This window comes from Xanthomonas sp. LMC-A-07, from assembly GCF_030208825.1.
Taxonomy (GTDB): Bacteria; Pseudomonadota; Gammaproteobacteria; order Xanthomonadales; family Xanthomonadaceae; genus Xanthomonas; species Xanthomonas campestris.
In genome coordinates this window covers 1-14,795 of record NZ_JARVTF010000015.1, presented here as the reverse complement: position 1 = coordinate 14,795, position 14,795 = coordinate 1, and the positions used below count along the sequence as shown (strand labels likewise).

The 14,795-nt window shown below is 63.4% G+C and carries 6 protein-coding genes; 1 reads left to right on the top strand and 5 read right to left on the bottom strand.

What is annotated here, in order from left to right; all coding sequences use genetic code 11:
• Positions 1 to 86 precede the first annotated feature (86 nt).
• The 4 genes from QRM89_RS16490 to QRM89_RS16475 all read right to left on the bottom strand — a co-directional run bounded on the left by QRM89_RS16490 (position 87) and on the right by QRM89_RS16475 (position 11,319).
• The gene (locus QRM89_RS16490; protein ID WP_285448505.1) at positions 87 to 371 is read right to left on the bottom strand and encodes a hypothetical protein; all 285 of its coding nucleotides are present in this window, start codon (positions 369 to 371) and stop codon (positions 87 to 89) included.
• Complete coding sequence (locus tag QRM89_RS16485) at positions 368 to 8,896, bottom strand: glucoamylase family protein (protein WP_285448504.1); 8,529 nt, start codon at positions 8,894 to 8,896, stop codon at positions 368 to 370. Before QRM89_RS16485 ends, QRM89_RS16490 begins: the two co-directional genes overlap by 4 nt.
• 275 nt (positions 8,897 to 9,171) lie before the next feature.
• Positions 9,172 to 9,651: a hypothetical protein gene (locus tag QRM89_RS16480; RefSeq protein ID WP_119959639.1), complete on the bottom strand. Its 480-nt coding sequence runs from the start codon at positions 9,649 to 9,651 to the stop codon at positions 9,172 to 9,174.
• 342 nt (positions 9,652 to 9,993) lie between these two features.
• Complete coding sequence (locus QRM89_RS16475) at positions 9,994 to 11,319, bottom strand: PAS domain-containing sensor histidine kinase (protein ID WP_285448503.1); 1,326 nt, start codon at positions 11,317 to 11,319, stop codon at positions 9,994 to 9,996.
• Positions 11,320 to 11,393: 74 nt separating this feature from the next.
• Here QRM89_RS16475 and QRM89_RS16470 point away from each other — a divergent pair, with 74 nt between their 5' ends.
• Positions 11,394 to 11,762, top strand: a complete 369-nt coding sequence (locus QRM89_RS16470) for a response regulator (RefSeq protein WP_114999188.1) — start codon at positions 11,394 to 11,396, stop codon at positions 11,760 to 11,762.
• 524 nt (positions 11,763 to 12,286) lie between these two features.
• Here the strand turns inward: QRM89_RS16470 and QRM89_RS16465 are convergent.
• A complete protein-coding gene (locus QRM89_RS16465; RefSeq protein ID WP_285448523.1) occupies positions 12,287 to 14,395 on the bottom strand; it encodes a methyl-accepting chemotaxis protein in 2,109 nt (702 codons plus the stop codon).
• Positions 14,396 to 14,795 lie beyond the last annotated feature (400 nt).

Sequence of the window (14,795 nt, the reverse complement as noted above, 5' to 3'; positions counted from 1 at the left end):
GCCAAACTCAGTCCGATCCCAGATTGGGCAATTTTCGGCCGATGCAGCGGACCCAACCCGCGATAACACAGGCTAATCGTACCCACTCACTCCGTAACCAGCAGCGCCCTCGTCCAGATGCGTTGCGGTCCTTTGGAACTAGTCGTTGAAAATGTCCATCGCGCACGGCTCAGCCCGTTGCGGTGCAATAAGCGTTGCAACTCACGCCGCACGCGGACGACATCGGCTTGGGTAGCACTATCGAGAATCCGTTGCGCCAGCGCGTCAAATTGCGGCCAGAACTGGCTGGGGTCGCGTACCCGCTGTGGCCATACGGCCAGCATTTTGCCCAGATCGGACAGCTGGTGATCGGTATTGGTGCGGATGCTCATGTCGCGTCTCCCGGCCACTCCAGAGTGACAGCGTGGACCGCGCCGTCATCGATCAGGGTGAAAGCAAGCGCTGCCTGGGGTATTCCATCCACCTCCAGCCTGGCATCTCCGCCTTTACGCTGGGTGATGTCGATGACATAGGTGCTCGTGCCGTACCGATAACGCAGCTGGTAGCCCGGCCATGCGGCCGGAATGCACGGTGTGATCTGTAGACGCGTGCCGCGCCGCTGCAGACCGAGCAGCGATTCGGTCAGTAACCGATACATCCAGCCCGCTGCACCGGTGTACCAGCTCCAGCCGCCGCGACCGGTATGCGGGGCCACCGCGTAGACGTCGGCGGCCAGCACGTAAGGTTCGGCTTTGTAGCGCTGCACTGCCTGCGCATCCAGCGCATGGTGAATGGGGTTGATCAGCCCGGCGAGCTCCCAGGCCCGGGCGCTATCGCCAAGGTGCGCGAAGGCCATCGCCGCCCAGACCGCTGCATGGGTGTATTGCCCCCCGTTTTCGCGCACGCCGGGCACGTAGCCGCGGATGTAGCCGGGGTCATGTCCGGTGCGATCGAATGGCGGCATCAACAACTTGACGACGCCAGCGTCCGCATCGACCAGCTGCTGGTGCATTGCATCCATGGCCTGTGCACTGCGTGCCGGATCCATCGCGCCGGATAACACCGACCAACTCTGTGACAGCGAATCGATGCGGCACTCGTCAGACGTATGCGACCCCAACGGCGTGCCGTCGTCGAACCAGGCGCGCCGATACCATTGCCCGTCCCAGGCATGCCGCTCCAGCGCAATACGTAGGGGCTGCGCGTGTGCATGGCAGGTAGCGGCAAAGGCGTGGTCGCCGTGTTGCACCGCCACGGCAGAAAAACGCAGCAGTGTGTCGTAGAGGAAGAACCCCAGCCACACGCTTTCGCCCTTCCCTTCCTTGCCGACGCGATTCATGCCGTCGTTCCAATCGCCGCTGCCGATCAACGGCAAACCACGCTCGCCCAGATGTGCCATGCCGCGTTGCAGTGCAAGCACGCCGTGCGCATAGAGCGACTGCAGCGCGCCCGTCACACCAGGCAAGTCGTAATACGACTCTTCGTCGGCCTTGAGTGCACGCCCGTCAATAAAGCCGACCAGTTCATCGAGCACGCCGCTGTCAGCGGTGGTGTCCAGATAGCGGCAAATGGCTTGCGGCAACCACAAGAAGTCGTCCGAACACTGTGTGCGCACGCCACGGTTCTGTGGCGGATGCCACCAATGCTGGACATCGCCTTGCGGAAACTGGCGCGCGGCGCTGCGCAGCAGGTGCGCGCGGCTGAGCTCTGGCTGCGCGTGCACCATCGCCATGCTGTCCTGTAACTGGTCGCGAAACCCGTAAGCGCCTCCGGATTGGTAATAGCCGCTGCGCGCCAGGAACCGGCAGGCAATGGTCTGATAGAGCAGCCAGCCGTTGGCCAACAGGTCCAGTGCCGGGTCGGGCGTGGTCACCTGGACGGTGCCCAGCACCTGCTCCCAATGTGTGCGCACGGCAAGCAATGCCGCGTGTGCGGTGGCCACGCCACGACTGCGCCGCGCCACGTCCAGCGCCGCATCGCGGCTGCTGGCCGCGCCCAGCCGGAACACCGTCTCCACGCTCTGCCCGGCCTCCAGCGTCACCGGGATCTGGATCGCCGCACATGGGTCCAGTCCTGCGCCGACCCGCCCGGATAGCCGCTGCCGGGACAGCGCGGCCGGCGCCTGCATGTCGCCATTGCGGCCCAGGAACTCGCTGCGGTCGGTAGTGATACTGCGGCTGGGTGCATCGGCATCGAAGAAGGCGACGCGGCCGTCGAACTCGGTGTTGTATGGGTTGCGTGCAGTGAGCACGCTGGTTGCCAAATCCACCTCACTCACCACGTGCAGCTGCGAGCGCGTGCGGATGTCACCGAGTACCCATTCCACATAGCCGGTCACGCTAAGCCGACGCGCGCGGCCGGAGAGGTTCTTCAGCCGTAGATGGCTGAACTTGATGGGCTGCTCTACATCGACGAACACCCAGAGCTCGCTGGCAATGCCATGTTCGGTATGGCTATAGACGCTGTAGCCGAAGCCGTGGCGCACTGTATAACGCCCGCTGCCGCGGCACGGCAGCGCCATCGGCGACCACACCTGGCCGGTCTCTTCATCGCGCAGGTAGAACGCTTCGCCACAGGTATCGCCGACCGGGTCGTTATGCCAGGGCGTCAGCCGGAACTCATGCGCATTCTCGGCCCAGGTATAGCCGGCGCTGCTATCGCTGACCACGGTGCCGAATTGCGCATTGGCCATGACGTTGCACCACGGCGCCGGCGTGGTCGTGCCCTCGTCCAGGGTGATGCAGTATTCGCGACCATCGGCGGCAAACGCACCAAGGCCGTTGTCGAACAGCAGTTGGCCTGCCTCAGCCTGCGCGACTGCAACGTCCAGCACCGACGCGCTAGGCTGATCGGTGAGATCGTCCTGCTGCGGCAGGCGTTCCAGCAGCGGCGGCTGCGCGCGCCGGCCGGCGAGGCGCTCCAACTGTGCGGCAAGCGTGCCGTTGGCGTCGCTGAGGATTGCGCGCGCCACGGTTTGCAGCAGGATCCGGTCTTCCTGCGAAATGTGTTCGATGGCACGCACGAAAATGCCGCCTGGGCGGTCAAGCACATTGGCTTCCGGATCGGCGGCGATCAGCCCCAGAATGGTGTCCTGTAGCTGTTGCCGGTAACCGGACTGGCTTTCGTTCCAGATCACCAGATCCGCGCGCAGCCCCTTGAGCCGCCAATACGCATGTGCCTGCACGAGCTGCTGCACCAACGCCACATTGTCCGGGTCGGCGATGCGCAGCAGGACGATCGGCAGGTCGCCGGAAATGGCATGACTCCACAGCGCCGATTGTCCTCGATGGTTATGCAGCAAGACCTCGCTATCGGCGCGCAATTGCGGGTCGACGAAGAGCACGCGCGCGGCAAGCCGTTCGTAGAGCATCGCGTCTTCCAGCGAGGCGTTGATCTGTCGGCGCGTGACCTGGCTCTGTGTCAGTGCCAGATCGAACACGCGGTCAGCCAGGCGGCGGTCGCGGTATTTGTCGATCAGTGCGCTGCACGCCTCGCGCTGGGTGCCAACGCCGTAGACCATGTCCACCTGCGCCTGCTGATCTGGTGCCAACGCGATGCGGCAACGGATGGCCACAATGGGATCAAGCACCGAGCCTGCGGCGCCGGACAACATGCCCTGCCCGCTCAACGCCGCTGGGTTGCGGGTGCTGCGGCCACGGCCGACGAACGCGGCGCGATCGGTCTCGTAGGAGATCGACGCCACATCCGCATCGTGGACGGCAACCAGATGCAACATCCACGGCTGCGCTTCGTCATGTCCACGCGGGCGCCGTGTGCACAGCAGTGCCTGCTTGTCGGCCAGGATTTCGGTCTGCACGAACAAGTTGCTGAACGCCGGATGCGCTTCGTCGGAGGCGGCCGGTGCCAACACCACTTCGGCGTAGGTGGTGATTTCGATGACACAGGTCTGCCGTGACCGGTTGCGGATGCGCAGTCGCCGCAGCTCCACATCGTCTTCTGCGGAGATGGCGATTTCCAGATGGCTCTCATAGCCCTGGTGGCTGCCTTTGAACTCGGCTTTTGCATCCGAAAAGATCGCCTCGTAGCGCTCCACCGGTACGCAGGTCGGCTGATGTGCGGCCGACCATGTAGCACCGCTGTCCACGTCGCGCAAATAGCAGAACGTGCCCCAATGATCGCGGGTACCGTCCTCGCGCCAGCGTGTGACGGCCATGTCGCGCGCGCGGCTGTAGCCGCCGCCGGCGGAGGTCAGCATTCCGTGATAACGCCCATTGGAGAGCAGCTGCAGCGCCGGTTGCGGCAGGTCCGGATCGCGATAGATGCGCAACGCCATCCCCGCCTCGCTGGGCACTGGTCGATCTTCGGCGTCGGTCAATCCCTTGAGGTAAACACCGGCGCGCGGCGCGCGCTCCTGCAGCAGTAATGCCGTTGCCTGGCATTGTGGGTCGGCCATGAAGCGGGCTTGCATGGGCGCATCACGCAGCACCTGGTCGAGCGCAAGCAGCGCCATGCCCTGATGGTGCGACATGAAAGAGCGCACCACCGCATGCTGGGTGCCACGCGGAACGCGCGCCGGCGTGTAGTCAATCGCCTCATAGAGACCGAAGCGCCCGCAAAATCCCGACCCATGCAGCCGCTGCAGATTGCGACACGCCGCATCCGGTTCGACCATCAACGCCATTGCGCTGGCGTAAGGCGCGATCACCAGATCCTGGCCCAGGCCGCGCTTGAGTCCGAGCCCAGGCACTCCAAAGGCGCGGTATTGGTAATTGCGCTGCGTATCTACCGTGTTGTAGCCGGATTCGGACACGCCCCAGGGCACATTGCGCGCCACGCCATACCGGATCTGCGCCTGCACTGCGCCGCGCATCGAGCGATGCAACAGCGTCTGCGGGTAGCTTGGCATCACCAGATCAGGCATCAGATACTCGAACATCGAGCCGCTCCACGACAGCAGCGTCGGCTCGCCGCCGGTATCGGTCAGCGTGCGCCCGAGGGCGAACCAGCTCTCCTGCGGCAACCTGCCTTGCGCAATCGCCACGAAGATTCCCAGACGCGCTTCCGAAGCGAGCAGATCGTAATTCCCCGCATCCAGGCGGCGCTCGTCGACGTTGTAGCCGATCGACAACAACTGCTGCGCTGGGCGATAAAGGAAGTCGTAGTCCATCTCCGCCAAGCGGCCTGCGACCTGCGCCAGCTGCTCCAGTTCCTGCAGGCGTGTATAGGCCCAACGTTGCGTGCTGGGCGTACCATCGGTTGCGGCCAGCTGCCGCAGTGTTGCGACATGGCTGTTGTGCGCTGCCAGCGCATCTGTCTCGGGATCGGCCTCTGCAGAGGTGCAATGGCTCAGCTCGGCCAGCACCGCGTCACAGGTCTCCATTAAACGCTGCAGCCAAGGATCGGGCGCCTCGATGCCGCGACCCTGGCGTGCTGCCCGCATCAGTTGGCCTTGCGCCAGCAGCAGCTGCAATGTCGCTTTGGCTTGCAATAACGTCGGCACCGGTAGCTCACGCACCCCATCCAGTGCGTGGGTCATTGCAGCCAGAGCGGCACCGTCACCATCACCACGCGGCTGCTCCGCCAGCACGGCAACGGTGTCAGACAGCCCATCGAAGAGCGCTGAGTGCAGCAGCGGCGCATCTGCCAGCGCCAGCAGGCCCTGGCGCAGGGTCAGCAGATGCCCGGCAAGGTTGCCGCTGTCCACGGTGGACACGTAGCGTGGCGACAGCGGCGCCAGAGTTTCGGTGTCATACCAGTTGTAAAAATGCCCGCGATGACGCGGCAACCCTTCTAACGTGGTCAGCGTGTTGGTCACCCGCGTGATCACCCCGCCCATGGTCAGATAGCCCAGGTCGTAGGCGGCCAGGTTGGCGAGCAGGCCCAGGCCGATATTGGTCGGCGAAGTACGGCTGGCCACCACGGTCTCCGGATACTCCTGCACGTTGTCCGGCGGCAGCCAGTGATGCTGCGCCGTGCAATGGGTCTCGAAGAATGCCCAGGTGCGCCTTGCCAATCCGCCAAGAAACATGCGCTGTTCCTGCGACAATTGTGCCACCGGCGCGGCGGGACGTTCGCCCAGCCACGCCATCAACCAAGGCGCTGCCATCCAGCTCAGCCCCAGCGGCAACGCGGCCCACAATGCCCACGGGGCCATCCATGCCACCGCTGCAACGACTAGCGCCGCGGTGCAGGCAGCGCCTGCCATGACCCGATGCTCTGCGTCGCCACTGCGCGCACCACGTTCCACCTCGCTGGACGGCGCCCACTGCAACAGATGGCGGTGGGTCATTGCCATGCGCACCAGCGAGCGCGCGATGGCTGCCAGCTGCAGTCCGGCTTCGAATGGCAGGCAGGCAAGCACCACGCCAATGCGCAGCATCGACTGACGCAGCCCCACCGCCACCTGGCGCGCATGGTGGTGCCATGCCAATCCCTCGGGAGGATGGGCCAGCGCATACGCTGCCGAACCCAGCCCTGGCAAGAGCCATAGCAGCAGCAACCAAAGCGTCCAGCGCACGGGTGTCGGCGATGCCAACCAACCGGTCAACAACAGGGCGAAGGCGGCCGGTGCCACCAGACTGCGGCGCAGGTTGTCCAGCAACTTGCCACGCGATAGCCACGACAGCGGATTACGCGCATGTCGGCCGTCGCGGTCAGGCACCCACGGCAGCAGCCACGGCAGTAATTGCCAGTCGCCGCGCACCCAGCGCGCACGGCGCTTGGCATCCGTGGCGTAGCGCTGTGGGTGGCGCTCGTAGAGGCGCACATCGCTGAGCAGGCCGGCACGCACGTAACAGCCTTCCAGCAGGTCGTGGCTGAGTACGCGGTTGTCGGGGAAGCGACCGGCCAGGACCTGTTCAAAGGTCGCCACCGCGTAAATCCCCTTGCCGATGAACGAACCTTCGCCAAACAGGTCCTGATACACATCCGACACCACACGTGTATAGGGATCGATGCCTGGTTCGATGCCGAACATGCGTGCAAACCGCGACTCGCCGCCTTCGCTCATACCGGTGCCAAGGCCAGGCTGCAAAATGCCGTAGCCGGCTTCAACGCGTTGGCCGGTCGCGTCCAGGCGCGGCACGTTCAGTGGATGCGACATGGCACCCACGAGCGCACGGGCAGCATCCCTAGGCAACTGGGTGTCACTGTCCAGGGTGATCACATAGCGCACGTGCACCAATGCGGTGACATCGCCCTGCACCTGCAAGAACTCGACCGCAGCTTGCAGGGCCACGTCCTCGGCACATAGCAGCCGGTTGAGGGCTTCCAGCTTGCCGCGCTTTCGCTCTGCGCCCATCCAGCAGCGCTCGCCTGCATTCCACTGGCGTGCCCGGTGCAAGAGGAAAAATCGGTCGCCGTGCGAATCGGCGTAGCGTTCGTTGAGCCGCTCGATGTGCTGCGCCGCGCGCGCTAGCAACGACGCGTCGGCCGGCTGCGATGCCTCTGGCGCATCCAGGAAATCGGTGAGCAGGGCAAAGTAGAGCTGCGCATCGCGATTAGCCAGCGCGTGCACCTCAAGCGCGGCAGCCAGCTCATCGATCGCCTCCGCGTTCGCCAGCATGCTGGGCATCACCACCAGCGTGCGGCAGTCCGGCGGAATGCCCAGGCGCAACTCCATGCGAGGCAATGGATGCGGACGCACCCATAGCGTTGCCACCCAGTTGACCAGCGCGATCCCCAGCTCGCTGGCGGCCAGCATTGCAAGGCCAGCGACAGACCACCACACAGCCGACGGCACTGCCGGCAGCCATCGCATCAGGAGGCCGGCCCATAGCAGCGAGATCAGTGCAATCGGCACCAGATAGATTGGCAGCGGCACCCTGCGTGCCTGCGGCCGGTGCGAGATCGGCAGCGCTTGCGCAGGCGCATGTGGCGCGCGCAGTGCTGCACGCAGCGTGGGTAGCCCCGCATCCACCAAGAAATAGCCCACATGTGCGGCGACCGAGCTCCGGTCGTCGGCCTGCATCGCCAGCTGTAACGCGACCTGTGCCACTTCTGTCTCGTCGCCGGGCATGCGTTGCGCCAGCGATTCCACTACGTGGCGGTAGGCATCCCGGGTCTGGAAATCCATGCGCGCGTAGACGTCGGCGGGATCCTTGCGCAAGGTCTGCTCGACCAAACTCATGCTCTCGACGAATTCGCGCCAATCCATCTCATCCAGAAAACGCAGGCTTCCGATGCTGTTGCTGATCGCCACCTGCTCGGCGGCTTGGCGCTGGCTCTCGGCATGCACCAATCCCTCCACGCTGTGGCCTTCGCTGGCCAACCATTGCTCCACCCATGCACTGGCCATCGACAACATGGGGCCGCGGCCTTGAATACCACGCGTGAGCTCAGCCACGAATGCACCGGTGGCGGGCGGCTGCGAGCGTGCCATGTCGGCCACAACGGCCACGACATCCTTGGGCTGCGCTGCAGCGGTGGCGTTGAGCAACGCTGCCCACTGCGTGGCCAGATGGGTATCGCGTCCATCGTGCATGATGTCGTCGGCAATGCGGCGCACGTTGTCGATCAAGGCCAGCCGGAGCACGATTGGAACCGCCCATAGCTCGCCAAGTTTGAGCGGCGCGACCTGCTGATAGGCGGCGATGAAGCGACTCAGCGTAATTGCGTCCACACGGCCATCGCCATGCGCAACAACCTGCAGCCCCAGCTCGTAGACACGCGGCAGGCCAGTCGCGGTTGGCGTCTGCAGACGCGGCAGTTGTCGGCTGTAGCCTGGCGGAAGATGCAGTCGCGCCAGGCGCATGTGCTCTTCAACCAGATAATAGTTATCCAGCAACCACTCTCCGGCAGGGTGCATGCGCACCCCCTCAGCAACCATCTGGCTCAGCTGCGCTGCTGCACTGCCAAGCGCCCGCTGATTGCGTTTGAGCCCCGATAGCAGCAACTCCCGTGCCGGCCCTGTGTAGAGCACATGCGAGGTTGCCAGCGCACGTGCCAGCCCCTCCATTTGTTCATCGCCGAGCAGGGCTGCGCTGGGATTTCCAGCATTACGCGCCGACTGTGTTGGTGGTGCTGCTGGTTGGATAATCGACTGCCACCAGAGAGAAAACGCAGAAGCCTTCCGTGGTGGAAGCATGGAGACAGGACCTGTGCGGCGTGAGCGCCGCTAGAGCCAGGATCATGCGCGCTAGCGCCAGGTGACATGTGAAGGCTTCAGGACAGTGGCTGACATTGGGTCAGGCGCCAGAGGCACTCGCTTGCAGTACCGTTGCACGGGGCAGATCAGCCGGTCTTCAAGAGCTGTGCGATCTCGGCAAGCGATTTCCTCTTCGCATATTCGTGCATCTGCCTGGACGAATGGAGTTCATCAGGCTCTGTCATCAGCGTGATTCGCCGCATGCCTTGCCATTTTTGAATGGCAATGTCTGTGCATCTTTTTGCGAGGACGAACGCATCGACGTCTCCCAATTCTTTGCGCGCGATGCTGCCGAATGGCGGTAGCAGGTTATTGGAAACGATCGTGTCAGTGGTGCCTGCGCCGGCTATTACGTGCACGAGGATGTCGCTACGGCAAGCTTGTGCCGGGGCATGGTCGCACGCACTTGCATCGGCGGGGCCCTGGGGCACAGCTGTTTCTGGCGCGCCTTGAAGCCATTTCTCAAACCCGGTCTCTGGCACGCTGTGCTGGACACCAGCCAGCCCACGCAAGTGTTCTACCAGCACTTTGGCTTCGTTTTGCGAGAGATCATGCCGGGCGCCCATGGGCGTGTGTGGTCATCCGCCGGCGTGACCGCGGGCATCGACCTCACGCTTGGTCGCGCCCTGCCCCGCCTGCTGTCTCAGCCGTGCGAGGAGGCGGGTTTTGCGGCCTGCGCGGGCACGATCACATAGTCCGCGCCTTCCGGCCGCGCGGCGTCGAACTGGGCCACGGTGGTGTCGGTCGCGATTGTGAAGCTGCGGCGGCCAAGGTCGGTGAATGAGCGGCGATTCTTCGGCTCGCCTGCGCTGTCAGCAATGTCGCTGATCCGTCATTTCCTGCCAGGCATGGGCGCCTTGCCCGCGAGCACTTCGTGCGCCTTGCACCATCGCTTGCGATTGCGATGGTTAGCCAGGTGGTTGGCCGCGCTTATTCGCGGCGTCGGCGGCAAGGCACTGCGTATCCGCCGCGGGGAAGCCCAGGATGAAACAGGCGCCATGGCCCGGCTCGGATTCGACGTCGATGAAACCACCGGCTTGCCGAACCGCACCGTCAACCTGGGCCAACCCCAGGCCGGTGCCCTTGCCTACCGGCTTGGTGGTGAAGTACGCATCGAACAGCCGGTCACGCACGTCAGGTGCGATGCCTTTGCCATTGTCCTGCACGGCAAGCGTGACGTAATCGCCTGCCGCACGATCGTCGGCGTCGGTGGCATCGCTTGTCGTCTGGTTGCCCAAGGTGATGCGAATGTGGCCGCTTTCCGCGCAGGCATCGCGTGCGTTGATCACCAGGTTCAAGAGCGCGCGCTCCAACGAGTGCGCATCGGCCAGGACGAACCGCTGTGACGCTTCTTGATGTAATTCGACCGCAACGGTACTTCCCGCCGCCTGTTGCAGTAGCGGCATCAGGCGTTCTGCCAGGTCGCCCAGGTCTATGCACTCGGGGGCATACGGATGGTGGCGCGCAAACCCCAACAGGCGCTGCGCCATGATCGAGCCTTTTTGCAGCGCGCTCTGTGCCATCCCCAGAAGCTGTTTGTCCTGGCCGATGACCGAGGCGCGTGTCTGCACCATCTCGATGGCCGCGCCGGCCGTTTGCAGCACGTTGTTCAGGTCGTGCACGACGCCGGCCAGGAGCTGGCCGACGGCCTCTCCTTCCTGCGCACGCTCGGCGACCGCTTCGGCCAGACGCTGCGCAGCGCGTGCGATGTCGAGCTCACCTTCGATCTCCGGCGCCGAGGCATTTCTATAGCTTTGCAGCTCCTGGTCAATCGCGTCTGCAAGCTCGCTTTGCGGGCCCAGCAGCTCGGGCTGGGTGCGCAAGCTGTCATTGAGCGTGCGCAGCGCCTGCTGCGATTGGCGCCGCTCGGTGATATCGCGATTGACCGCCAGCACCGCCTCGACATGGCCGTCGGCAGCACGCAGCGGGTTTGTCGACACCAGCCAGAAGTGCCGGTGGCCATCGTCGGTGGTGCATTCGGCTTCAAACCGCTGCGACTCGCCACGCGCCGCCGCAGCGAGCGCCTCTTCGATCCTGGGCCTGAATTCCTCCGGCCACAGCGATGCCCACTGTTTGCCGATGACGGCGTCCGCATTGCGCGCCGCGACCCTGGCCAAGCCGTGCGAGTTGACGAATACCACGCGGCCATCGAGCGAAATTTCCTTGATGGAATCCAGAGATAGCTCGACCATTTGCCGATAACGATGGTCAGGAAAGTCTTGCATTGCGTTCATAGCTTACCAGTAGATCACGCAGCCTTCATTTGCGCGACGTATTGTTGCGAGTCGATCTGAAGAAGTCCTGCCTCATGCCCGCTCCAATCGAACGGTTGATCCTTGTGGTCGACGATGATGCTGGCTTGCGCGAGATCGCCATGCTGCTGTTGGAAGACAAGGGCTACGGCGTTGTCGCCGCCGCTGATGCGCAAGAAGCACTCGAGCTGATCGATGCGCACCCTGCAATCGCGCTGCTGTTCACCGACCTTCAGATGCCCGGTCTCCTGGATGGGTATGGACTCATTGCCTACCTCCGGGCCGACGGCAATAACCTCCCGGCTATATTGACCTCGGGCCTGGGATCGTCACCGAAGGGCTTGCCGCCGCGCACGAGCTTCCTGAGCAAACCCTACACCTGCCGCAATCTCGTGCAGAACATCGAGGCGTTTGTCAGTCACTGATAGCGAAGTGCAGAGCGCTACTCCTGCTTCCATCGGCGATGTAAGCGAGGCATCTGCTGCCAGGGCACGAGCCAAGTGCACTGCCCTCAGTTAATGCGTTCGATGAGCTTGGCTGATCGACAAGCACGACCTCCACAATACGTACGTCTGCCGGTAGCGCCGCAGTGATGGGTTGTTCCGGGATCGACATGTTTACATCCATCTGATGCGATGCATGGACACAGTGCGAGTACGTGCCAAGCGCAGTTGGCCAACGTCCGTGGCGTCGCTGAGCTGCGTGCAAGAACACTAGCGTCGCATCATGCCGGCACCACCTGAATCCTCCGACACTCGGCCATGGATCGGCGACCATAGACCGACGTTGCCGCAGGAGTGGATGCTTCCGTGAGGCCTTCCCGCCTACGCTGGTTTATTCGGCAACTAGCCAAGGCCGAAGTCCACAGCGCTCCCCGATGAAACGAAGAGCACCGTGCAGCGGAAAGCAGGCTGTGTGTTGCCTGCTCACCGCATGCGGTTCGACGGCCCTAGAATTCCTGCCAGCTGCCTTCGTTGCTGGCAGTGGTGACGACGGCGCGTGGTTTGGGCGCCGGCGTACGGCCGGCAGCTGCCACTTTCGCCTTAATTGCGGGGTTTATCGCTGGGCTTGGCACATGCCGAACCGGCGCGGCCACCACCCGATTGTCGGTCTTGAACACGGCCACTGCTTCGGTGAGCTGCACGGCCTGGTCTTCCAGCGAGCGCGCGGCGGCAGTGGCTTCTTCCACCAGCGCGGCGTTTTGTTGAGTGGTCTCGTCCATCTGGGTGATGGTCTGGTTGACCTGCTCAATGCCGGCCGACTGCTCCTGAGAGGCCGCGGAGATCTCGCCCATGATGTCGGTGACGCGCTGCACGCTGGCCACCACTTCGCCCATGGTCTTGCCGGCGGTGTGCACCAGCGCGGAGCCTTCGGCCACACGTTGCACCGAGTCGTCGATGAGGTCCTTGATCTCCTTGGCGGCGCCCGAGGAGCGCTGCGCAAGCGTGCGCACTTCCGATGCCACCACCGCAAACCCGCGGCCTTGTTCGCCCGCACGCGCCGCTTCCACCGCGGCGTTCAGCGCCAGGATGTTGGTTTGGAAGGCAATGCCGTCGATGACGGAAATGATGTCGGCGATCTTCTTCGACGAGGCTTCGATACCGGACATGGTCTCGACGACCTTGCCGACCACTTCGCCGCCCTGCACAGCCACGCTGGCCGCACCGATGGCCAGCTGATTAGCCTGGCGCGCACCTTCGGCATTCTGCTTGACGGTGGAGGTGAGCTCTTCCATCGAGGCCGCGGTTTCTTCCAGATTGGCAGCTTGCTGTTCGGTGCGCTGCGACAGGTCCTGGTTGCCGGCGGCAATTTCGCTGGCCGCGCCCTTGATCGATACTGCCGAGGTCTTGATGCTGCCGACAATCTCGGCCAGCTGTGTGGCAGTGGCATTGGCGTCATCGCGCATCTGTGCGAACACGCCGCGGAATTCGCCACTCATGCGTGCGGTGAGGTCGCCGGCAGCGATCGACTGCAACAGGCTGGAGAGCGACTGCAGGTTGCCATCGGCGGTGGACATCAAGGTGTTGAGGCTGTCCACCATTACGCGGAAGTCGTACTGGAAGCGCTCGGCATCGCCGCGTGCGCTGAAGTCGCCGTTGGCGGCGGACTGCGCTAGATGCTTGATCTCGTGGTTCATTGCGCTGAGGTTGGTTTTTACCTGCGCCATGGTGTTGGTAAGCATAGCCTTTTCGCCGGGCAGCTTGTCCATGTCTTCGCTGAGATCGCCGACTGCGTAGCGGCCCATGATCTGTGCCAGGCGCATCATTACGGCGACATGCGAGGCGGCAAGATCATTGTTGTCACGGACGATTGTTGCGTAATCGCCAGGAAACGCGGCCTCATCCACACGGTAATTCAGCTCGCCCTGGTCATGCCTGCGTTTCATCTCCAGCTGTCCCTGCGAGACCTTCTGCAGCTGCATCTGCATTTTGCTCATGCTGGCAAGAAGACGCCCGGTCTCGTCGGCGCCGCTGCTGTCTACGGCAATCGACAAGTTGCCGGCAGCGATGGCATCGGCAACGTTGGAAGCAACGCCAAGCCGGTTGATCAGGCGGCGCCGGATCAGCCAACCGCTGACCAACGCAACCAGTACAGCGATGCCACTACCGATGATCATCGACCAGCGGCTGCGGACCTTGGCGGCATCCAGCGCTGCGCTACGCTTGACCAATAACCCGCTCTCTTGCCCTTCGAAATCGACCAGCAGCTGACGAATCTTGCCCATCGCCGCACGTTCATGGCCGGCCTTGAACAGGGTCAACACCTCGGACATTTCCCCATTGCTTTTGCGCAGTGCAATCAACGTGTCTTCGTGGCCTTTGAATTCGTCATAGGCCGCGTGCAGGTTCTTGAGACGTTCCTGCTGGATCTGGTTGTCGGAGGTCAGGGATTTAGCCCTGGCGAACTCCTTGTCGAAGGCCAACATGCCGTTTCGATAAGGATTCAGGTTTGCATCATTGCCAGACAGCAGAAAACCGCGCGCACCCGTCTCCATGTTGACCGAGGCATTGGACATGCTGCGGCCGGTGGCAATCACTTGGTAGGTGTGGTCGTTCATGGCCACTGCGGCCGACAAGTCGGATTGTCCACGTAGCCCAACCGCCGCGACGATCAATAGCACCAGCACCACCGTGCCGAACCCCAATGCAAGTTGGGTAGAGAGACTTAGCTGTTTCATCGAGTGAGCCTTGAGCCTGTAGCGCGTGAGGAGTGGAGCTGCAAGAACGTGCTCCGACGAATAGCGTGGATTGGTGGATGCCGTAGCAATGCTGCCCTCGCCTCCTGCCAGCGGGCTACCGAGATGGGTAGCGGCGTGGTGGCGGCGGACTGAAGTGGGAACGCGTAAAAAGATGCCAGCGGTTTAGCTGGCATTTTGTGCTAAGGAACCTCTGAGCAACGCACCACAGATACGCGACACTACCCGCCTGATGTTGAGGAGTGATCCATGCAACTGACGT

Coding starts and splice junctions, on each gene's coding strand:
- QRM89_RS16480 (WP_119959639.1), bottom strand. CDS start 9,651: ATGGGCGCCCGGCATGATCTCTCGCAAAACGAAGCCAAAGTGCTGGTA.
- QRM89_RS16475 (WP_285448503.1), bottom strand. CDS start 11,319: ATGAACGCAATGCAAGACTTTCCTGACCATCGTTATCGGCAAATGGTC.
- QRM89_RS16465 (WP_285448523.1), bottom strand. CDS start 14,395: ATGAACGACCACACCTACCAAGTGATTGCCACCGGCCGCAGCATGTCC.
- QRM89_RS16470 (WP_114999188.1), top strand. CDS start 11,394: ATGCCCGCTCCAATCGAACGGTTGATCCTTGTGGTCGACGATGATGCT.
- QRM89_RS16485 (WP_285448504.1), bottom strand. CDS start 8,896: ATGGAGGGGCTGGCACGTGCGCTGGCAACCTCGCATGTGCTCTACACA.
- QRM89_RS16490 (WP_285448505.1), bottom strand. CDS start 371: ATGAGCATCCGCACCAATACCGATCACCAGCTGTCCGATCTGGGCAAA.